The sequence below is a fragment of the Peribacillus sp. P4_B1 genome, from assembly GCF_056402395.1.
Genome location: NZ_JBFUHM010000012.1, coordinates 61,371 through 82,940, shown reverse-complemented (window position 1 = coordinate 82,940; position 21,570 = coordinate 61,371). Strand labels below are relative to the sequence as shown.

The following is a 21,570-nucleotide window of genomic DNA, read 5'->3' as shown; positions in this document are numbered from 1 at the left end:
TAACTAAATGTTCAAGGCATTTTTCTGTTGAAACCAACCTTTCCCTTAACAATTTTTACCTGATTATACTGAATAATCTAAAAATGTTGAACTTAAACAAAAAATCATATACGATATCATATATGATTAATAAAAAATCAAGGGGGGATTGTCCATGGCAAAAGCAAGAGTGAAACTTAAGAAGTCAGATTATTCGGAAGAAATGGATATATTGTCGAACGGTTATATATTAATGAACGGTGATAAATACGATGTATCCCAAATAAAGTTGGATATCCCTATTTCAGGGACTGTATATGGGACATTATTAAACTATAAAGGATCATTGGAGGCATTGAAGGAAAAGATCGGCCACCCTCCTTATAATGAGCCTCCTAAAGGGCCGATCCTTTATATTAAACCTAGAAACACGTTTTCTTCTTTTTCAACTCCAGTTCCCCTTCCAAATGGTATACCTGAATTGGAAATCGGGGCGGCCCTTGGAATAGTGATCAATAAAACGGCCACTAGGGTCAAGAAAGAACATGCATCGGATTATATAGAAGGTTTTACGATCGTCAATGATATTAGCATTCCGCATGAAAGCGTTTACCGTCCTGCGATCCGTTATAAAGCCCGAGATGGATTTTGCCCGATCGGTCCCTGGGTCGTATCCAAGGAATCCATATCCAACCCCGATTCATTAGGAATCCGTGTATTTATAAATGGGGAGCTCAGGCAAGAAAATTCAACCGTAAATCTAATTCGCTCCATTTCCCACCTCATTGAGGATGTAACAGACTTCATGACTCTGAATTCGGGTGACGTCCTTCTAGTTGGGGTTCCTGAGAATGCACCACTGGCAAAAGCCGATGATCATATTAGAATTGAAATTGACGAAATCGGATATTTGGAAAATACAATCATTTCGGAAGTAAAGCTATCAAAGGAGGGGGTTTTATGAAGAGAGCCCGTGTAGCCTATGCAGGTGCCATACATCTAGCAAGTGAATATAATGGCCGGCTCCAATTGACGGATGGCCGGATTGTCGATGAGCAAGATGTTGTCTGGCTTCCCCCGGTGGAACCCCGTACTGTATTCGCGCTTGGCTTGAATTATGCCGACCATGCGAAGGAGCTGGCTTTTAAAGCCCCGGAAGAACCCCTTGCGTTCTTAAAAGGGCCAAATACCTTTATCGGGCACCGTGGACAGACAAGACGGCCTTCTGATGCATCTTATATGCATTATGAATGTGAACTGGCAGTCGTCATCGGTAAAAAGGCGAAGAACATAAAAAAAGTAGACGCCTTTAAGTATGTAAGTGGATATACCATTGCAAATGATTATGCAATACGGGATTATCTGGAGAATTACTACCGGCCAAACTTAAAGGTCAAAAGTCGCGATACCTGCACCCCAATTGGACCGTGGCTAGTGGATGCCGAAGATATTCCAGATCCTTCGAATCTTTCCATCAAGACATACGTCAACGAAAAATTGACTCAGGAAGGCAACACGAAAGACATGATATTCAGCATTGCTGATTTAATTGAATATTTCAGCGGCTTCATGACATTGAGTCCAGGCGATATCATATTGACAGGCACACCCGAAGGATTGGCGGATACTGCTGTAGGTGATGAAATCACCACTGAAATTGAAGGTATCGGAAAACTCGTTAGCACAATAGTCGGGGACGATATATTTAGAGAAGACGGGGATCGGTCGCATTTAAAAATTCATAATTAACGGAAGGGAAGGATCACATGCCTCATATAATTATAGAATATACCGATAATATCAAAGATGAACTCCAGATTGACGGTTTGTTAAAGAAAGTGAATGATGTATTAATCTCCTATCCTTCCATCTTTCCAATTGGCGGCATTCGATCTCGAGCCATTGAATTAAAGCATTATCGTGTTGCCGATGGTTCAGAGGATGATGCCTTTGTTCATGCCATACTAAAAATAGGCGCTGGACGCCATGACAAGGATAAAACCAAAGTATGTGACCACCTTTTTGAAACGCTGGAGTCCCATTTGGCAGCCCTCTTCTCAAAGAGATATCTTGCCCTTTCCATGGAGCTTACGGAATTCAGTGATTTTGGCACATATAAAAAGAATAATATCCATAACCGATTTAAATAAAAGATTTCATATTTAAAGGCCTTCCTGAGCATCGGGAAGGCCTTTATGGTTACATACTGCTACAGGGCTCAGTTGATTTCTGCAAGATTTTCAGCACGGTTTAAGAACTCCTTGACACGGTCCACATATTCCTGTTTATCATAGCCAGAATATAAAGCGCTGGCCATGCGAACCGGATCCCCAAAAAAGAAGCGCTCATATAGTGTTTGCCTAGTTCCAAATGAACTCATGCATACATCCCATGCGAGACGATACAGTTTAACCCTGTCATACGCCCCGCCAGTAGCGGATTGAAGGTATTTATCCAAATCCGGTCGAAGCTCCGAATTGAAATCTGCTTCATTTGGTATCGCCATTAAGCCACTAGCCCCAAGAAGCTGCATGATTTCACTGAATCTAGGGTAAATCTTTGGATAATAATTACGGGCAATGTTTAACGGTGTGAAATCTGGTGTCATTATTCCCCACTTATCCACTTTTGCGTTTGCCTCCGAAGCTGTAATGAAAGCTTTTACCGTTTCAAGTGCTATGATGACTTCCGAAATTTTCTCCTGAACATGCTGGTATTGCCCAATATTGATCGTTTCCACCATTAGTTGCAAAATACCCAGAATGAACTCGGTTTTGACAATATTCTTCGATACCACCTGATGGGTCATATGAACAACCGCATTGCTTTCATTATAAGCCTGGTTGCAAATGYCGACATCCCCATATGCGAATACCCGGTTCCAAGGAACGACTACATCATCAAAAACGATTATAGTATCCATTTCCTCAAATCGTGAGCCAAGTGGATGGTCAAAATTTGATTTGCCATAGTCGAATGATTCACGACAGATGAATTTTACCCCCGGTGTATTATTCGGTATGGAGAATGCGAATGCATAAGGGTTTTCTTCTTCTGATTGTTTAAGCAACGTTGAAGGAAAAACCATGATTTCATCCGTAATTCCGCCTTGTGTAGCTAATAATCTGGCTCCCTTTATAATTAGCCCTTCTGAATCCTTGCCAGCAATCCGTGCAGCGATGTAAGGGTCCGGAAGCTTTGCCGCACTAACTCCCCTATTAACCTGGGGTTGAATCAGCGTATGTGTCAACGATAAATCCATTTCCCGGCAGAGCTCATAGTAATCTTTCATATTTTTAGCAAATGCCGAATCCTGAGTGCCGAACATATCCGCCGCAGAACCATACGCCATCATCCCACTGTTGATGTAATCAGGGGAACGTCCCATCATTCCATTATTATGTCTTGCCCATTCTTGAATCATTTTCCTCCTTTTTTCAAGATCTTCCTTAGTCCGGGGCTGCATGAATGAGGCCCCTACACTTTCATTGGTGGTTGGTGAAATATAAGTCATGATATCTTTTTTCCCGGGATCATGCTGGAGGTCATATAATTCGGCCTGTGTTTTCATGACCCCTTTAAAAGCTGGGTGTTCACTGATTTTATCTTTTACTTGCTCCCCATTTATCCATACGTTCGCCTTTGCGTTGTCTACCCTATTAATATATTCTTCACCTGTTTTTGCCGGCATGATTGCATCCCCCTTTAAAATAAATGAAGCGCTTACAATTAAAAAATCCCAAATATTTAATTAATTCCTATAACAAAATATACCATGTGTTATGATATATATATAATACTTAAAAAATTCAATATGTATATGTAAATCATATGTATGAGGTGTATATAATGGACATCCGGCAGTTAAAGTATTTTGTGACCATCGTTCAGGAAAAACAAATAACAAAAGCCGCAAAAAAATTACATATGGCCCAACCGCCTCTTAGCCAGCAGCTTAAATTAATGGAAATGGAAATCGGTGAAAAGCTTTTCGATCGGAATGGAAAGAAACTTGAACTCACTGAAACTGGCAAGGTCCTATATAAAAAAGCTGAGGCTCTATTAAACCAGTTTGAAGAATCCCTGCTGGAAGTGAAGGAAGTCAGTAAAGGGGTAAAGGGCACTCTTTCCATAGGATCTGTAAAAACTTGCTTTTCTTACATTCCGCAAAGGATGAGAACCTTTAGAGCAGAATACCCTGACATACGCTTCAAGTTAATGGAAGGAGATACGTTCCGTTTGACGGAAGGCTTAATAAACAGGGAAATCGAGTTGGCCATTGTACGGCTTCCTATTAATGGTAAGCAATTCTCAGCGATTAACCTTCAGCCGGAAGATTTTGTGCTTGTCACCCCAAAAGATTGGGATATCCCAGACTCCATTGAATTTAAACATATTAAAGAATTTCCCCTTTTATTGCTGCATAGGGTTAGCGGTCAAGGTACTTATGAACTTATCGTGGATGAATGCTTCAGACATGGATTTGAACCTGCCATTGTATGTGAATGTCCTGATGCAGCAATGATATTATCTTTAGTGAAAGAAGGAATAGGTGCTACTATCATGCCGCGCACCACCTCTAAATCTTTTTCAACTCAGGGTATAAAAATAGTCGAATTCAAAGATTGTGCAGTAAAATCGGAAGCCGCCCTTATATGGCTCGAAGACCGCTATCTTTCCAAAGGCGCCGTCAAATTTCTAGAAACTTTTTCTGAATGAGTTGCCATTATCCATGGATCTTCATTTCATTTATACTCATTCATCAATCAATTTTGTGTGGATTTGAATTTTATCCAATAAAAGGGGGGAAACCACCTTTAGATAGATGGCTGATTTTTCCCAGTTCATTCACAAGGGCAGGTATGCTTTTACATCCTTCAATGTCGCACAACACCCTTAACGTCATGTCCAGTATTGGACTTTACAAGGATTTCATTAAAATTATCTTTTGTTACCGTTTTTAAATTTGCCCGGCGGTTACCGAACAGAGCACCTAAATAACATGCGAGGAACCCAAGCGGAATGGACACAATCCCTGGTGAATTCAAAGGAAAAATCGGGTTACCTGTAATTATGGTGGCACCCGGAACAGGGTTCCAGACATTTGGACTTAAGGCTACGAGCAAAAGTGTACCTAAAAGACCAGTCATCATACCGACTATTGCACCGGTTTTATTGAATTTTTTCCAATAGATCGTAAGAAGGATGACTGGCAAATTCGAACTTGCGGCCAATGTAAAGGCAATCGATGCTAGAAACGCTACATTGAATTCCTGCAGACCTAATGATAAAACGATCGCAAGCGCCGTCACACCTACGGAAGCCCATCTTGCCATCGTCATTTGCTGTTTTTCCGTCGCTTTTCCATCTTTTAATATTTCATTATAAAAGTCATGTGAAAAAGCCGTAGCACCTGTTAACACGATTCCCGCAACTACTGCGAGTATCGTTGCAAAGGAAACCGCTGCAATAAAGGCGAATAAAATGTCCCCGCCCACAAGTTGGGCCAATAATGGTGCAGCCATGTTCCCTGCTGGGTTTGCAGCAATGATATTCGATGTTCCAACCAACTTCGCTGCACCGAACCCGAGAAAAATGACCATGATGTGAAAAGCCCCCATAATCCACATCACCCAAACAACCGACTTTCTTGCCACTTGTGCATTCGGGACAGTCAAAAAACGTATTAAAATGTGAGGCAGACCTGCTGTTCCTAGAATAAGGCCTAGTGACAAGGAAGCTGCATCCCAACCACTGGCATATTTAATACCTGCCTTCAAATAATCTGCACCCATAGGTGTCGCTGTTTTCATATCCGAGAAAATTCCGACGAAATTAAAATTCAACTTCCACATGACAATCATGAATAATATAAACACCCCGCCAATTAACAGGATGGCTTTAATGATTTGCACCCAACTCGTTGCAGTCATCCCTCCAAATAGAACAAATACCAACATTGCAATACCTACGATGATAACAGATGCATTATACGGGATGTCTAAAAGCAATTTAAATAAAGCACCTGCCGCAACAAGTTGACCCAGCATGTATATGACTGATATCACCAGAGTATTAAAGGCGGTCACTCCCCGGACCTGTTTATACTTAAACCTCGTAGTCACCATATCGGCCAATGTGTATTTTCCTAAGTTCCGTAAAGGTTCAGCCACTAGGAATAAAACGACCAGGAATGAAACAAGTGCCCCATACATCAGGAAAAAACCATCATACCCCGTTAGGGAAAATGCCCCAATCAATCCTAAAAAAGTTGAAGCAGACATAAAATCCCCGGCCAATGCGAGTCCATTTTGCCTAGCTGTCAACCCGCCCCCTGCCGTATAAAAAGAACCTGCCGTTTTAGTTTTTTTGGATGCGAAATACGTGATGAAAAGGGTGCCTATCGACATTAGCGCAAATAGAATAATAACTGTCCAATTCATGTTAAAGCCCTTCTTTCTCGATGATTTTTTTAATTTGTTCATCGATTCTTTCTGATTTCCTTACATATATGCTGCAAACCCGTACAGACATAACCGTAATGGAGACACCGTACACCCACGCCCATGTTATGTCTCCGATGAAAGGGTGATCCAGGATATCTGTGTAAAAAACTAGGAAGGGCAGCAGAAGGGAATACCCCATAAAAAAAATCGTAAAAGGAATGACAAATTTCTTTTTATCGGAAATCATCTGCTGAAACTCTTTGGAAACAACAATCTTTTCATAATCCAATAGCTTGGTTTGTTCCGATTCTTCAGGGTTTTGTTTTTCAAACTGTACCATCACTTCACACCTCTTCTGGCATTTATATTTCCAAGGACGGTAACCTAGCAAAAGTCTTGATCTTCACCATTGTAAGCAGCTCTCCTCAATGGGATATAGGCTCCCCTCCTCATCCAAATGCAAGGCCATTGTAAAGATTTCAAATGAACTGCAAGTCAGGGGATAAAAAAAATCTACTGTAAGAGGTTCTAAGGTCAGGCTCCTTTTGCTCCTTAATTCACAACCCGAATTCCTTCCGTGACGCTTACAGATAGGGCAGCAGTAAGTACCCACTGCTGCCCTGCCCCAGACCACATATCTTTTAGTAGGCGTGCACTTTCTTTATAGACTTGGCCCTTAACGACTATAAAGGTTCCTACACCTATTTCCTGCATTACTTTTTGCTCTAATGGAGTCATGTTGGGGTGTTGATCGCCATCCATGATTTGTCTTGCGTGTGGAAAAAATGTCATGACCGCCAATTTCAAATCTTGCTGTAATGCAATGCTTTTTGGCTTATAAATGCTTGAGTGTCAAGTCAGTTTTAATGGGACGCTCGCCCCTTCACCCTAATCTCCGCTTCATTCAGATGATGAATTCAGGCTTGCTTTTTTCCAGTATCGGTTCTTCAAGAGAAACTTCTTGACCTGATATTATATCAAGGACAGCAGAAGCCTCATCAAACCATGAATCCGGAGCTTTTGCCCCCCAGAATGTCTGACGCCTTGGATCATCCAGATTCCAATGAATCGGTTCGGTATCTGGGTCAGACGTTAAGTAATCCCCATTGTATAATTCGATCCTGTGACCGTCAGGATCTCTTAAATATAGGAAGAATGCATTGGATAGGCCATGTCTTCCGGGCCCGCGTTCGATCGACCCTGCATATCCGAGTGATGCCAGCACATCACACGCATGGATAAGCGCAAGGGGATCTGGCAGAAAGAAGCCTACATGATGAAGTCTTGGGCCGATTCCGTTCATGAATGCCTGGTCATGGACCGTTTGTTTTCTATGTAGCCACGTGGCCCATAATTGACCCGATTCATCGACAGTATCTTCCGAGCAGGCAAAGCCTAATTCTTTCACATAAAAATCATGGGCTTTTTGCACATTTGGAACACTACAATTCACATGATCGATCCTTTGGACCCTTGAACCTCTATGCAAATCGAATTTTTGCAGCAATCTCTCGGCTTTATCCATTTTGCTGAAAAATTCCACTGGCAAGCCTGAAATGTCCTGAACTCGGAGTGATTTGCCCAGTGCATGCTGTGTTCCTTCATTCATCCACTTCATTTTCATTCCCTTGGAAAGGAAAATAGTTTCCAATTCTTTAAGATCTTCCTCTTTTTCAACCTTGTATCCTATCACTTCCACGCTTGGCTTTTCTGCCTTTTGCAAGATAAGCGAGTGATGATGCGCTTCCTCTAAACCACGTAAATATATGTGATCATTTGTTCGTTCCGTTTCAACAAAACCTAAAGCATCCACATAAAAGGCTCTTGATTTGTCTAAATCTGTTACATTAAGTATCGTTCTCGCAACACGAATAATAGAAAAATTCATAGTAGTCTCCCTTTCATTAATGAAAACCGGATTATTTTTCAGCAGAAGAAACGGCATTTTGTTTGAAATCCCCAAACTTTGGAATATGATGTTCTCCAATCGCGACGTGGATAACCTGTGTTTCTGTATAGAATTCAAAGCTATAATGGCCACCCTCACGTCCTACCCCACTATATTTCGATCCTCCAAAAGGTATCCGCAAATCCCTCACATTTTGTGAATTCACCCAGACCATACCACTATCTACAGCTTGAGCAAATCTATGCCCACGCTTCATATCATTGGTCCATACATAAGCAGCAAGCCCATACTTTACATCGTTGGCCATACCCAATACTTCCTCTTCCGACTTAAAAGGAATGACTGCCATGACTGGTCCAAAAATCTCTTCCTGTGCCACCGTCATATCGTTTGTACAGTTCAAGAGAAGCGTCGGGGCGATATAATTCCCTTCCTTGAATTCACTAGGTATGACACCGCTTACAATATCTGCCCCTTCATCTTTTGCTATATCCAGATAACGGGAGACATTATCAAAATGGTTTCGATGGATCAGCGGTCCGATTTCCGTTCCTGGTTCCATTGGATTTCCAATTTTGATATTATGAACACGTTCCTTCAATTCTTCAACGAACTGGTCTATTATCGATTCATGGACAAATAACCTGGAATTAGCTGTGCAGCGCTCCCCATTGAATGAATAGATTCCCCAAACCACTGAATCCAGGGCCTTTTCTAGATCGGCATCTTCAAAAATGATCGCTGGTGATTTACCACCGAGTTCCATGGAAAAACGTTTCATTGTATCCGCACCATTTTTAATGATTTCAGTGCCGGTCGCCGTTTCCCCGGTAAAGGATATCAATTGGACTTCAGGATGGGCAACCAAGGACGCCCCTGCTGTCTCCCCAAAACCGTGAACGATATTGAATACGCCTTTTGGTAAACCGGATTGATCAATGATTTGAGCCAATTTATTGGCTGTCAAGGGAGACCATTCCGCCGGTTTTAGGACACAAGTATTACCTGTTGCAAGGGCCGGGGCGATTTTCCAGGTTTCTAACATGAAAGGCGCATTCCAAGGAGTGATTAATCCCGCCACTCCAATCGGTTTATGAATCGTATAATTGATGAAAGTGTCATCCATTTGATACGATTCTCCTATAAGCCTGCTTTTCACCATTTCAGAATAGAAACGGAAATTCTCCGCTCCCCTTGCTGCCTGTTTTTTTGTCTGGCTAATCGGCAACCCAGTGTCAAGTGATTCCAAATAGGAAATTTCTTCGGCATTTTCTTCAATTAATTCAGCGATCCTATTAATGTACTTCAATCTTTCTGCCACTTTCATCGTTCTCCATGGACCGTTATCGAATGCATCTCTTGCAGCAGCCACCGCTTGATCAATGTCCTGTTTAACCCCTTCTGCCACATTATTGATTGCTTGATTATTAAAAGGGCTTAGATTTTCAAATGTTTTTCCTGAAGCACCATCAACAAATTGACCATTGATGTAATGCTGGACATCTTGCACTGGAAAAGTTGGCATGATAAATCCTCCTTAAAAAAATATACTATGGAAGAAGACAATAATCGTTCGGATCCTGCAATCTTCCCAATCTAGCAATTATGATTCAATCACTTGGTCAATCAATCCGTATGATTGAAGGGTTTCACGCAGTTCCCTTTCTAATGGTTCAGAAGGCGGGCCCATAGGCGGCCTTAATGCAGGATTGATTTTTCCCATCATCCCCATCGCAGCTTTTAATGGTCCTGGATTGGTTTCTTTGAACAAAACATCATTCAATGGCATTAATTTATAATGTAGGTCCAGAGCCTTATCCACATCACCTTCCACCCAATGGTTATAAATTTCCGCCACCTCCTTAGGAGTTATATTGGCTGTAGCACTAATATGTCCTGCTCCTCCGATAGCCAGCATTGGATAGCATAATAATTCGATACCCGAATATAAGAGGAAGTCTCTTCCACAATTCAATAAGACACGGTTTACATGTTCGAAATCCTTATTAGATTCCTTTACACCAATAATATTCTTACAATCTTCAGCAAGACGTGCCAATGTCTTCACTTCTAAATTCGTCGCCGTTCTTCCTGGAATGTTATAGACGATAAGCGGGATGTCAACAGAATCAGCAACCGTTTTAAAATGATTGTAAAGTGCCTGTTGATTTGGCTTATTGTAATAGGGAACGATCACTAAAGCAGCTTCCGCCCCCATTTCTTGTGCCCTTTTTGTCAAATGCAACGTTTCTTTCTGATTGGCAGAGCCAGTACCTGGTGCGACCGGAACACGGGCATTTGCTGTTTTAATTGCCGTTTCCATCACTAATTCCCGCTCTTCAATCGATAGTGAACTGGGCTCCCCGGTAGTGCCGCATACCGAGATTCCATGGGAACCGCTTTCAATATGCCAGTTTACTAGATTTTCAATTGCTTTTACATCCACTTCCATCTTGTCATCGAACGGAGTGATTACTGGAGCGATGGATCCTCTTAAACGACTTTTGATATCCTCATACATTTTTTCTGCCACCCTCTCGTTATTTGAATATTCGGAATAATATAAGTAAAAAAATCGGCTTTGTTTTTATAAATAATCGATCGACTATCATAAAACAAAGCCTAGGTCATCATAGTGCCTGATCGTGATTAGATTCCGCCCTTTGCTTGAATGTACTGATGGCATTCAATTTATGCTTTCTTACCAAKGATTCAATTTCTTCAAAAGAAGCTTTTTCCTGTAGAAGCTTTATGATGATTTCATGTTCACGAATGGATTGGACTGCTCTTTGCGGCACCATGGTGAACATGGATTTTCTGACTCTATTCATTCTTTGTTGTGCCTGTTTAATTTCCTCCATTAAAAAGGAATTTCCGCACTTTTCATAAATTTCAGCATGAAAACACTCGTTTAACTTACCAAACAGCTCTAATTCAAAGTGATGGAGCGCTTTTTCCATTTCTTTGTTTAATTTAATTAGATTATCAAAATCATGATCAGTCATCGTTAAAGAACTGAGGGCAGCTGCATAGCCTTCAAGCAAAGATAAAACAGAAAGGGTTTCAATGTATTCGCTCTCATTAATGCTTGTAACCACTGCTCCACTATAAGGCTTATATTGAATTAGCCCGTCAGACTCCAGTTGTCTGATCGCTTCCCTGACAGGAATAGGGCTTAAACCAAGTTCTTTTGCCATTTGATCGATTATGATTCGCTGTCCGGAACCGTATGTTCCATCCAAAATTAATTTACGAAGGTGCTCATAGGCAATTTGCTTTTTGCTGGGGTTTTTGTTTTTATCTTCCATATTTTTATCATATATGAAATCATATATGATTGCAATCGGTTTTTAACAAATATCATATATGATTTTCATTTTTTCATTTACAAATCCTGATTCGCATTATGATCGGTTTCATATGCATATAGAAAAACTCCCTTGGCGAAGGGAGGAGTTTATTAATTCCAGGAAATCCTTGAGGATGCCTCTTTTTCCTCGAATTTTTTAATAACCTGGAATGGATTATCATGCCTTATTCCCAAATGTACTATTTCAATATTTTTAAACAAAAAAAACCTGCAGACCCCGTTGTAGCCAGGTAGTCTGCAGGTTAAAGTTTTTATGACATTTTTGATTTAACGAATGAATGGATTCTTTCAATGGCTGCCTCCAGCAATTCCAATGAAGTTGCATAAGAGAGCCTGATATTATCAGGTGCACCAAATCCTGAACCTGGTATAACAGCCACTTGAGCTTCCTCCAGCAACGCAGTCGAAAAATCATCAACATTGCTGTAGCCAGTTAATTCAACTGCATTTTTAACGTTCGGGAATAAGTAAAATGCTCCCTGTGGTTTAATACAGCTTATACCTGGAATCTCAACCAATTTATCATATGCCTTATTCAAGCGGCTTTCGAATGCCTGACGCATTTCTTCCACGGGCTCCTGCGTACCTTCATAGGCGGCAATCGCCCCATATTGAGCAGTTGTCGTAGGGTTTGACGTGCTATGGCTAGCAAGGTTCGTCATTGCTTTAATGATGGACTCTTCACCAACGGCATAACCAATTCTCCAGCCTGTCATCGAATGCGATTTAGAAACACCATTGATGATGATCGTTTGCTTTTTCAATTCAGGTGAAATCTCTGCAATGGATGTATGTTTAGCATTTCCATAAACCAATTTTTCGTAAATTTCGTCGGAAACGATCAATATATCATGAGCTAGGCAAACTTCCCCGATAGCCGCTAGTTCTTCCCTGGAATAAAGCATGCCAGTTGGATTGCTTGGCGAGTTGATGATAACCGCTTTCGTTTTTTCGGTAATCGCTTGTTCTAATTGTTCCTTAGTGATTTTATATTGATTTTCTTCCGTACCGACAATATAAACTGGCTTTCCGTCAGCAAGCTTGATTTGTTCTGGATAACTTACCCAATAAGGTATCGGAACGATGACTTCGTCTTCTTCATCCAGAATCGCTTGAAACAATGTGTAAAGTGCATGCTTTGCACCTGAGCCTACTACAATTTCAGAAGGTTTGTAATCCAAGCCTTGATCACGCTTCAATTTAGCTGCAATTGCTTCTTTTAGCTTCGGCAGACCAGCTGATGGCGTGTATTTAGTTTGACCTTCATTCATGGATTGAAAGGCTGCATCTATGATATGTTGGGGCGTATTATAGTCTGGTTCCCCTGCCCCCAAACCAATAATATCAAGACCTTGGTCCTTAAGTTCCTTTGCTTTTGCCGTGATGGCCAATGTTGTTGATGGCGTTAATGACTGAACTCGGTTAGCTAATTTCATTTAAAATTAATCCTCCATTTCTAAATGCTTCGATAATACTTAAGCCATTTCCCAGTTTTAAAATCATAATAATCATAGTTAAAACGCTCGGATTTATCAAGATAAGTTACTTCCCAAAGAGGAACATTCTTTTCCATGCCCAGCTTAACTGAAATGATTTTTTGGGGATTGAGTTTATCTTTGACAATGCTTAAGATTTCTTTTTTTGATTTACCATCTTTATAATTTTCCACTACTATTTCTTTCTTCTTGTCCTCAGGAAGCCAGACTACTTTTTTAGTCCCTTTTTCTCCCTTACCAATGATGACGGAGTATGAATCCTTCCCATTATAAAGGTAGAATTCATCCATGGTCACAAGGCCGGCCTTTTCCTTCGCCTGTTTAAAAGCCTCATTACCAGCTTCTTTTTTAGGCTGCATCGCTTTAATATATGCACCGCTGACAAATCCGATAAAACAAAGGACTAGGATAGAAGCAATAATCAACCATTTTTTCAAAGCTGCTTTTCCCTCTTTCTATGTACGATAAATTGTAAATATCGCTTTTTCTTGATCTTCGGAATCCAATGCCAGACCGAACATTAAGTCATCTTTTTTCAATGTTCGGTTCAAAGAATCCACAATTTTATACAGATCAGGAGAATGTTGCAACCTGACTGTCGAAATTACTTCTATTTTACTCTCCATGAAAACGCCCCTCCATTTTAAAATTTGTCAACAACCACTGGTATGAATAGGATTTGAAGGCTTTACCACCTTTCACATTATACCAGTTCAAAAGTTATTTTTCTTTATAAATTCATAAAAATTCTATTAGATTAATGAATAATCTAAAGCTTCATTAAATCCACTCTTCTATCATATCAGCCATTTCTATTATTGAGGTTTGGTGCCAGTCGACTTGCGGAATGGCCTTTTGAAATTCAGGACCATATTTGGCAGTGACGATGCGGCGATCGAGAATAACCAAAATCCCTTTATCTTCTGGAGTGCGTATAAGCCTGCCGAATCCTTGTCGGAACCTTAACAGCGCTTCTGGTAAAGAATACGCAGAGAAAGGATTGCGCCCTTGCTTCTCGAGAAGTTGGCACTTTGCTGCTGTCACTGGTTCATCCGGTGGAGAAAAAGGCAGCCTGACGATGATTAAACAAGATAAATCCTCGCCTGGAATATCGACTCCTTCCCAAAGGCTTGTTGTCCCAAAAAGGACGGCTTTCTCGAAGTTTTGGAAATTCCTGAGCAGCCTCATACGGCTTCCACCAGAAATCCCTTGTGCAAAGAGGGTGAACTCATCCAGAACCCCAGTGTCTTTGATGGAATAATAGGTTGCCCGCAGCATCTCATGCGAGGTGAATAATACCATCATCCTGCCTTTGGCTGCCTGAGCTGCAGCAATAATGTGGTTTGCCGCGGTTTCGGAAAATTCCTCCATTGATAAGCAATTGATATCCGGTATATCATTTGGAACTAGAACCTTTACGAGTTCCTTATATGGAAAAGGCGAAGGAAACCTTGCTGTCTGCATTGGCTCATTCTCTAAACCGAGTTGCTCTTTAAAATAATTGAAAGAATCCTTCACGACAAGGGTCGCTGATGTCATTACCACACTTTTTTGGTGCCCGAAATAGGAATCCCACAACCATTTACTTCCTGCAATCGGCTGAACCGTCAGTGTCACCCCATGCTGAGGTGCCGCATTCGTATAATCAAGCCAATATATATTCTCTTCATGCGGCTTAATGAAAAATTCATGTAAGGAGTCCCTTGTGTCCTGCAATTGTCCAAGCAGGACTTCGATATCATTTAAGTAAAACAATGAATTTTTCCCTAAGGGGGACTCATTATTTAATAAAAGAGCCAATCTTTTCTCTAACTCCGTAATGATATACCCTAACAAGTCCACCAATCGCTCAGCCACCAGGATCGCTTTCCCCCATCTGCCATCATCAATTTTAAATGAAAGCCGTTTCGGACTCATGGAACGTGAAAGTTTTTCCGCCTGATTGGAGATGTAATAAAATAGCTGTTCGAATTCATAGGAGAAATCATTCAGCTTTTGGTCTAATTCATACGTAGGCTTCCCATCTGTCAGTCCCTTATTTAAGAGTAATCTGTCCAATTTGTACAATAATTGCTTTTGATCTGATGTCCCTATTCTGTTCAAAACCGTCTTCACCGAAATATAGTTAAGCCTGCTTCCTAGTTGTTTAGATGCAGCCTGTTCCAAATGGTGTGCTTCATCGAGTATCAGATACCCTTTCTTGGGAATCAAGGCGTCTTCTGTCAGTAGATCCGTCATTAAAAATGAATGATTAGTAATGATGATATCCGCCTTGGCCGCCGTTCTTTTGGCCCTTTCAAAAAAGTCCAATTCAAGCCAGGGCTGTTTTAAACCGGCGTATGTAAGACCATCACTTTGCAGTCTATTCCAAAACAGCTGACCACCGCTTGTAAGATTCAATTCATCTTTATCTCCTGTTACGGTTTCAGTAAGCCAAACCAATATCTGCATTTTCGTTAATGCCGTTTCATAATTATCTTCCTTTTCACGCAATGCCCTTTCAAACTTTGCCAAACTCAAATAGTTACTTCTCCCCTTTAACAAAACAGCTTGAAAGGTGAAGGGAAGGATTGCCTTCAGCTTAGGAACCTCGTTTTGGAGAAGTTGATCCTGTAGCTGAAGCGTATATGTCGAAACGACGACCGGTTTTTGATGTTTTCTTGCAAAATAAACGGCTGGAAGCAGATAACCTAAGGATTTTCCAATACCTGTCCCAGCTTCAATGATTGCATCATGGCTGGATTCGAAGGAATGGTGGATCATGTTCATCATATCAAGCTGTCCGCTTCTTGCTTCAAAAGCCGGAAATGCACGTTGAAGCAAGGCTATTTTTTCCTCATTATCGAGCGGGAATACTGACTCCGTGTCTTTATGATCACTTTCAACGACTGCCTTTTTAAATGCAAGGCCCCGATAAGTTATAAGTTCAGGTGAATGGACTTCTGCTTTAGCAAGTTTGCTTGCAATGCAAGCATCTATCAATTCGGAAATCTCACTTTGTAAGGAATAAGATAATCGATATAACTGTTTAAGCGTCATCACTGGAAGTTTCATCAGCTTTTTTTTCAATTCCAACAATAATAAAGCGGTGGCATATGCATCACTATCCGCTTGATGGGGCCTGGAATGATCCAGGTTTTCTTCTTTAGCCAGTTGGTGCAGCTTGTATCCATCGGATGTTGGTTTTAATATTTTTGCTAACTCCACTGTATCAAGGGTGGAACCATAAAACGGCTCAAATCCACAGCGTACTAGTTCCTCCTGTAAAAAAGATAAGTCAAATAAAACATTATGGGCAACAAAACAAGCCCCTTCTATCAGCCGGGCAATATTTTCTGCGACATCTTCAAAGTCAGGTGCATTTTTTACCGTCTCGTTGCTTATTCCGGTCAATTCTTCAATAAACAAGGAAATTTCCTGACCAGGGTGGATGAATGTCGAGTATTCATCGACAATTTGGTCATTTTCGATGACCACGCCAGCAAATTGAATAATCCTATCCCCTTTTTTCGGGGAATTCCCTGTTGTTTCCAAATCGACCACTACATATCGTTGCGTCATGAATTGTACACCTCAAACTTCGCTTTCTCCACTTCCTGATGGAATTCTCTTATCTTTTTTATACCATAATAATCGTAATAAAGGAAACAAGCCGTTCATCATGCCCATTCTAAAAAACAGGTTCCCCACTATTCCACCATTCATCATTAGACGAAAAGGGCCGGCACCCGTATGCATGATTCATGCACATGTGCCGGCCTTCCGCTTACATGATTGTAGCTGCAGGTTCGTTTGAAATCAGCTCAATGATTTTGTTGTTTTCATCCATAATCGCAACTTTTGGTTTGTGATCTCCCAGTTCATTCTCGGATACCATCACGTAAGAAATGATAATCACGATATCATCCGGCTGCACCAGTCTTGCTGCCGCTCCGTTCAAACACACAACACCGCTCCCCCGTTCACCCGCAATTACATACGTTTCAAGTCGCGCACCATTATTATTATTCACGATGGCGACTTTCTCGTTGGGCAGAATACCCACCGCATCAATTATGTCTTCATCAATTGTAATACTGCCAACATAGTTCAAATTAGCTTCAGTTACCCTTGCACGGTGGATTTTTCCATTCATCATCGTTCGAAACATTTAATTTCCCCCACTATCATTATTTATTCTATATTTATAGTGATATTATCAATTAGCCTTGCATGCTTGAACTTAATTGCCATTGCAATGATGACGTGTCCGGATAGCGTTTCAATTGGTTTAAGTTCCGGGTATTGATAGACTTCAATATAGTCGATCACTCCACTTGTATGGGCACCAATATGTTCACTTACTAGAGCAGTGACGGCTGCAGCATTTCTTTCACCTGATTCAACCGCCTCTTTTGCCTTTAATAAACTTTGGTAGAGCTCTTTAGCTTCCATGCGTTCCTGAACTGATAGGTTTACATTTCGCGAGCTCTTCGCTAACCCATCTTCTTCGCGAACGGTATCTACAGCAACAAGCTGGATCGGGAAATTAAAGTCTTGGATCAATCCATCTATCACGGCAACTTGCTGGGCATCCTTCTTACCGAAGTAGGCCCTATCAGGGAGGATGATATTGAAGAACTTCGTTAAGACTGTCGCTACACCATCAAAGTGTCCAGGCCTTTGTCTTCCGCATAAACAATCCGTCCTGCTTTGGACAACAACTTTGACCGATGGTTCTTCACCATACATTTCGTGGACTGTTGGGTAGAAGAGATAATCCACTCCGGCCTTTGCTGCGACATTCTCATCCCGCTCCAAATCACGTGGATATGTTTCAAAATCCTCATTTGGTCCAAATTGCAACGGATTAACAAAAATACTCAATACCACAATATCATTTTCATTGCGCGCCTTTTCCAGAAGGGTAGCATGCCCCTGGTGTAAAAAGCCCATTGTCGGCACATAGCCAATGCTATTATGATGGCTTTTTTCCTCTCGGAGCGCCTGCTGCAACTCAGCTGCTGATGTAAAAGTTTTCATCTTTTCCCTCCGTAAAGTTCTGTAAGCTGCTCTTCCTTCATCGTAAATGAATGTTCTTTCGACGGAAAATCTTTGGATTTCACTTCATTCACATACCTGTTTATCGATTGGCCAATCAGTTCATTGGCATCTCCATAAACTTTTACGAATTTTGCAACGCGATTTACACCATACCTGATGACATCATGATAAACGAGGACTTGACCATCCGTATCTGCACCTGCCCCAATTCCAATGGTCGGGATTCCCAAATTGCGTGTGGCGAGTTCTCCCACTTGATATGGTACACATTCAAATACTACTGCCATCGCCCCCGCCGCTTCACACTTTTTCGCATCTTCCACGAGCTGTGCTGCAGCATCGGCGTCTTTTCCTTGCACTTTATATCCGCCAAGAACTCCGACTGATTGAGGAGTCAAGCCAAGATGGGCTACAACCGGAATGCCTGCCTTCGTCAATGCTGATATTTTTTCAACAACATCATCTGCTCCCTCAAGCTTCACGGCATCAGCATGACCTTCCTGCATGATACGGGCTGCATTCTTGAGTGTTTCATCCATAGAAAGGTGATAGCTCATAAAGGGCATATCGGTCACGACAAATGTATTTGGGGCCCCGCGTTTTACTGCCTTTGTATGATGGATCATGTCATTCACCGTAACAGGGATGGTTGATTCATAACCCAAAACGACCATTCCTAAAGAATCGCCGACTAAAATCATGTCTACACCTGATTGTTCCGCTAACTTTGCTGACGGAAAATCATAAGCCGTAAGCATGACAATTTTCTCTTGATTTTGTTTCATTTTCAAAAAATCCCCGGACAATTTCATTACGTTTCCTCCTTTTTGATGGAGGAGATGAAAACATCAGCGTTATAAAAACTGGTGTCTATACATTCATACGCAAAAAAAAGACTGACTAAAAAAGTAACTGTTTCCAACGAAAAATGGTTTAAAAACCATATATCGTTCAATAAACAGCACTTGTCTTTTTAGCCAATCCCTTTGTTCCATCAGAAGTTTCATCCCTCCGTCCCAGTCCAATTCTCTGGATCAAGGCAGATTTTCAAATAATTTGGTATTTATGGGGGTGCAGTTCACATGAGATACTGCCCACTTGAATTATATCAAGCCAAATTCAAAAATTCTATTTATTTTTCACGAATTTGACAAAAATCTACTGAATTTCAATATCTGCTGAATAAATCGAATGTATGGTTCCTTTTCCGTCTTCAAGGAGTAAAACGCCTGAATCCGTTATGCCCAATGCCTTTCCAACAATCGTGTCATTGACAGTACTGGCTTTGATAACCTGTCCAAGGCTGATCGCATAACTCTCCCATAATTCCTTTATTGGCATGAAGCCTTCATTTAAATAGAGGTCGTACAAGTTTTCCAGACGGAACAATGCTCTTTGAATGACCTTGGACCTTGAAACCGTTTCTCCACTTTCTATGAAAAGGGACGACGCTTTTCCGTGCAGATCTTCCGGAAAATCCACCATTTTCTGATTGATATTCATTCCAATCCCGATAATGACAGAATGGATCCTATCCGATTCCGCCTGCATCTCCGTCAGGATGCCTACCACTTTCTTACGATTCACCAAAATATCATTCGGCCATTTTATTTGTGGTTTTAAATCAGTTGTATCCTCTATCGCCTGTGTCACAGCGACCGCGGCCAATAATGTCAGTTGAGGAGCCTCATGAATCGGAATTTTCGGTCTTAGGATTAGACTCATCCAAATGCCGCTGAATTTTGGGGAATGCCAAGATCTCATCAATCTTCCTTTTCCGGATAACTGCTCCTCGGCAACGACGAGCGTCCCCTCCTGAACTCCTTCATTCGCTAATTGATGCGCAATTTTTTGAGTGGATTCCACTGTTTCCTGATAGTGGATCATCTTGCCGATTGTTTTTGTTTCCAGACCAAGTTGTATTTCGCTTTCGGACACTTTTTCCGGTGCTGATATGATCCGATAGCCTTTTTTCCTAACGGCTTCAACATTATAACCTTCACTGCGCAAGTCTTCTATATGCTTCCAGACCGCTGTACGCGAACAGCCAATATATTCAGCAATTTCCTGACCGGATTTAAATGCACCATCTGCTTTTGAGAGGGCTTCCATCAGCTTTGTTCTTAACTCAGATTGCATTTTTCCAGCCACCTCTTTATTTCTTCTTTATCATTTCTTAATTCTTCATTCAAGACAGCTTTCAATATTATTTCCAAGTATTCTTTCACCCATGGACCTGGTTTTTCTTGATGCCAAATTAATAAATCCGTCCCTTTAACGGCAAGATCCGACATATCCTTTATAATGAGTTCATTATATCGGTGATGGGCGTTCTCCTCTGCATCCGTTACATTTCCCCCTGTCAGGGCTGCCTTGACTTTAGCAGCTTGTACAGTTATGCCTTGACCTGCCTGAAATACATCGATGGCTGAATTTTCAAAGGATGGTTCTTTCTTCACCAGCTGTATGATACGTTGAACATTCCTTATTGTTTTCAATGGCAGCTTCCATGCCCTTAATGCCTCTTCCATATCCTGATCACTTGTATGAACCATGATTATAGACCATATTTCTGTGGCTTTTAGCTGATGAAGCGGAAGATTTAGTAATTTCCCTAAATGATCCTTCTTGCTGGAGAATTGAGGAAGGTATTGATATAATCCGCTTTCTAGCAAGAGTGAGAAAGCCCTTTTTTTATTGATGCCGGTCAATAGCTTCTCAAATTCAACCAGGATTCTTTCGACAGCTATTTCACTGATGATCTGGGCGTTCTCTTTAAGGGAATCAAAAGATTCTTGATCCAGTTCAAAATCAAGTTGACTGACGAACCTTAATGCACGCATCATTCTCAAAGCATCCTCATGAAACCTTTCGTGCGGGTTGCCAACCGTGATAATCCTTTTTTCTGCTAAATCATGTCTACCATTAAATGGATCGATAATATTACCGGACTTATCCATTGCCATTGCGTTCATTGTAAAATCCCTTCTCTGTAAATCCTCAGTCAATGAACGGACAAATTGCACAGAATCAGGTCTCCGGAAGTCCGAATAATCGCTTTCTGTTCTAAAAGTCGTAATTTCGTATGTACCCGAATCCGCAATTACAAGCACTGTTCCATGGTCAATCCCGATATCAGCCGTTTTTGGAAAAATCCTTTTGATTTCCTGGGGTGTTGCGGAAGTAGCGATGTCCACATCGTTGATGGGACTGCCGAGGATATAATCCCTCACAGAGCCACCAACGAAATAGGCCTCGAATCCTGCTTTTTCAATTAATTCAAGAATGGGTACTGATTTTAAGAATAACTGATCCATCAGCCTCCCC

Annotated in this window: 22 protein-coding genes; 4 read left to right on the top strand and 18 right to left on the bottom strand. The window is 41.2% G+C overall.

Annotation, left to right across the window (positions count from 1 at the left end):
* Positions 1 to 154: 154 nt before the first annotated feature.
* The 3 genes from AC1DVK_RS09450 to AC1DVK_RS09440 are packed head-to-tail and all read left to right on the top strand — an operon-like array spanning position 155 to position 2,129.
* Positions 155 to 943 (top strand): fumarylacetoacetate hydrolase family protein, encoded by a 789-nt coding sequence (locus tag AC1DVK_RS09450; RefSeq protein ID WP_410860473.1) that lies wholly within the window; start codon positions 155 to 157, stop codon positions 941 to 943.
* Positions 940 to 1,728 carry a fumarylacetoacetate hydrolase family protein gene (locus AC1DVK_RS09445; RefSeq protein WP_477626351.1) on the top strand — a complete coding sequence of 263 codons (789 nt, stop codon included), beginning with the start codon at positions 940 to 942 and terminating at the stop codon, positions 1,726 to 1,728. The genes AC1DVK_RS09450 and AC1DVK_RS09445 overlap by 4 nt, the downstream gene beginning before the upstream one ends.
* A gap of 17 nt (positions 1,729 to 1,745) precedes the next feature.
* On the top strand, positions 1,746 to 2,129 hold the full coding sequence (locus AC1DVK_RS09440; RefSeq protein WP_089363179.1) for a 5-carboxymethyl-2-hydroxymuconate Delta-isomerase: 384 nt from the start codon (positions 1,746 to 1,748) through the stop codon (positions 2,127 to 2,129).
* Between the two features lie 68 nt (positions 2,130 to 2,197).
* Here the strand turns inward: AC1DVK_RS09440 and hpaB are convergent, their stop codons facing one another.
* The gene (gene hpaB, locus AC1DVK_RS09435; protein ID WP_477626350.1) at positions 2,198 to 3,670 is read right to left on the bottom strand and encodes a 4-hydroxyphenylacetate 3-monooxygenase, oxygenase component; all 1,473 of its coding nucleotides are present in this window, start codon (positions 3,668 to 3,670) and stop codon (positions 2,198 to 2,200) included.
* Positions 3,671 to 3,828: 158 nt separating this feature from the next.
* Between hpaB and AC1DVK_RS09430 the strand changes: the two genes are divergently transcribed.
* Positions 3,829 to 4,698, top strand: coding sequence for a LysR family transcriptional regulator (locus AC1DVK_RS09430; RefSeq protein WP_477626349.1), 870 nt, complete (start codon positions 3,829 to 3,831; stop codon positions 4,696 to 4,698).
* A gap of 158 nt (positions 4,699 to 4,856) precedes the next feature.
* Here AC1DVK_RS09430 and AC1DVK_RS09425 read toward each other — a convergent pair whose 3' ends face one another.
* From AC1DVK_RS09425 to AC1DVK_RS09345, 17 genes are all read right to left on the bottom strand, one after another.
* Positions 4,857 to 6,422, bottom strand: a complete 1,566-nt coding sequence (locus tag AC1DVK_RS09425; RefSeq protein ID WP_477626348.1) for a solute symporter family protein — start codon at positions 6,420 to 6,422, stop codon at positions 4,857 to 4,859.
* Position 6,423: 1 nt separating this feature from the next.
* Positions 6,424 to 6,765 carry a DUF485 domain-containing protein gene (locus AC1DVK_RS09420; protein WP_477626347.1) on the bottom strand — a complete coding sequence of 114 codons (342 nt, stop codon included), beginning with the start codon at positions 6,763 to 6,765 and terminating at the stop codon, positions 6,424 to 6,426.
* A 212-nt stretch (positions 6,766 to 6,977) separates the two neighbouring features.
* Positions 6,978 to 7,187: a hypothetical protein gene (locus AC1DVK_RS09415; protein WP_477626346.1), complete on the bottom strand. Its 210-nt coding sequence runs from the start codon at positions 7,185 to 7,187 to the stop codon at positions 6,978 to 6,980.
* A 142-nt stretch (positions 7,188 to 7,329) separates the two neighbouring features.
* Entirely contained in the window at positions 7,330 to 8,313 is a 984-nt protein-coding gene (gene hpaD / locus AC1DVK_RS09410) for a 3,4-dihydroxyphenylacetate 2,3-dioxygenase (protein ID WP_089363227.1), read from the bottom strand.
* A gap of 31 nt (positions 8,314 to 8,344) precedes the next feature.
* Positions 8,345 to 9,859, bottom strand: a complete 1,515-nt coding sequence (hpaE, locus tag AC1DVK_RS09405) for a 5-carboxymethyl-2-hydroxymuconate semialdehyde dehydrogenase (RefSeq protein WP_318683189.1) — start codon at positions 9,857 to 9,859, stop codon at positions 8,345 to 8,347.
* A 78-nt stretch (positions 9,860 to 9,937) separates the two neighbouring features.
* Complete coding sequence (gene hpaI, locus AC1DVK_RS09400; protein ID WP_061463846.1) at positions 9,938 to 10,855, bottom strand: 2,4-dihydroxyhept-2-ene-1,7-dioic acid aldolase; 918 nt, start codon at positions 10,853 to 10,855, stop codon at positions 9,938 to 9,940.
* Positions 10,856 to 10,964: 109 nt separating this feature from the next.
* The gene (locus AC1DVK_RS09395; RefSeq protein WP_125162236.1) at positions 10,965 to 11,642 is read right to left on the bottom strand and encodes a GntR family transcriptional regulator; all 678 of its coding nucleotides are present in this window, start codon (positions 11,640 to 11,642) and stop codon (positions 10,965 to 10,967) included.
* A gap of 313 nt (positions 11,643 to 11,955) precedes the next feature.
* Complete coding sequence (locus AC1DVK_RS09390) at positions 11,956 to 13,140, bottom strand: pyridoxal phosphate-dependent aminotransferase (protein ID WP_477626345.1); 1,185 nt, start codon at positions 13,138 to 13,140, stop codon at positions 11,956 to 11,958.
* Positions 13,141 to 13,160: 20 nt separating this feature from the next.
* On the bottom strand, positions 13,161 to 13,637 hold the full coding sequence (locus AC1DVK_RS09385; protein WP_089363171.1) for a cell wall elongation regulator TseB-like domain-containing protein: 477 nt from the start codon (positions 13,635 to 13,637) through the stop codon (positions 13,161 to 13,163).
* Between the two features lie 18 nt (positions 13,638 to 13,655).
* Entirely contained in the window at positions 13,656 to 13,826 is a 171-nt protein-coding gene (locus AC1DVK_RS09380) for a YpmA family protein (RefSeq protein WP_064505144.1), read from the bottom strand.
* Positions 13,827 to 13,980: 154 nt separating this feature from the next.
* Complete coding sequence (gene dinG / locus AC1DVK_RS09375; protein WP_410860461.1) at positions 13,981 to 16,761, bottom strand: ATP-dependent DNA helicase DinG; 2,781 nt, start codon at positions 16,759 to 16,761, stop codon at positions 13,981 to 13,983.
* 12 nt (positions 16,762 to 16,773) lie between these two features.
* The gene (locus AC1DVK_RS09370) at positions 16,774 to 16,905 is read right to left on the bottom strand and encodes a hypothetical protein (RefSeq protein ID WP_477626344.1); all 132 of its coding nucleotides are present in this window, start codon (positions 16,903 to 16,905) and stop codon (positions 16,774 to 16,776) included.
* A gap of 61 nt (positions 16,906 to 16,966) precedes the next feature.
* The gene (gene panD / locus AC1DVK_RS09365) at positions 16,967 to 17,350 is read right to left on the bottom strand and encodes an aspartate 1-decarboxylase (RefSeq protein WP_089363169.1); all 384 of its coding nucleotides are present in this window, start codon (positions 17,348 to 17,350) and stop codon (positions 16,967 to 16,969) included.
* A 23-nt stretch (positions 17,351 to 17,373) separates the two neighbouring features.
* Positions 17,374 to 18,222 carry a pantoate--beta-alanine ligase gene (panC, locus tag AC1DVK_RS09360; RefSeq protein ID WP_089363168.1) on the bottom strand — a complete coding sequence of 283 codons (849 nt, stop codon included), beginning with the start codon at positions 18,220 to 18,222 and terminating at the stop codon, positions 17,374 to 17,376.
* Positions 18,219 to 19,055: a 3-methyl-2-oxobutanoate hydroxymethyltransferase gene (gene panB, locus AC1DVK_RS09355; protein WP_089363167.1), complete on the bottom strand. Its 837-nt coding sequence runs from the start codon at positions 19,053 to 19,055 to the stop codon at positions 18,219 to 18,221. The genes panC and panB overlap by 4 nt, the downstream gene beginning before the upstream one ends.
* Positions 19,056 to 19,401: 346 nt before the next feature.
* Positions 19,402 to 20,382, bottom strand: a complete 981-nt coding sequence (locus AC1DVK_RS09350) for a biotin--[acetyl-CoA-carboxylase] ligase (protein ID WP_477626343.1) — start codon at positions 20,380 to 20,382, stop codon at positions 19,402 to 19,404.
* Positions 20,367 to 21,560, bottom strand: a complete 1,194-nt coding sequence (locus tag AC1DVK_RS09345; RefSeq protein WP_089363164.1) for a CCA tRNA nucleotidyltransferase — start codon at positions 21,558 to 21,560, stop codon at positions 20,367 to 20,369. Before AC1DVK_RS09345 ends, AC1DVK_RS09350 begins: the two co-directional genes overlap by 16 nt.
* Positions 21,561 to 21,570: the final 10 nt, after the last annotated feature.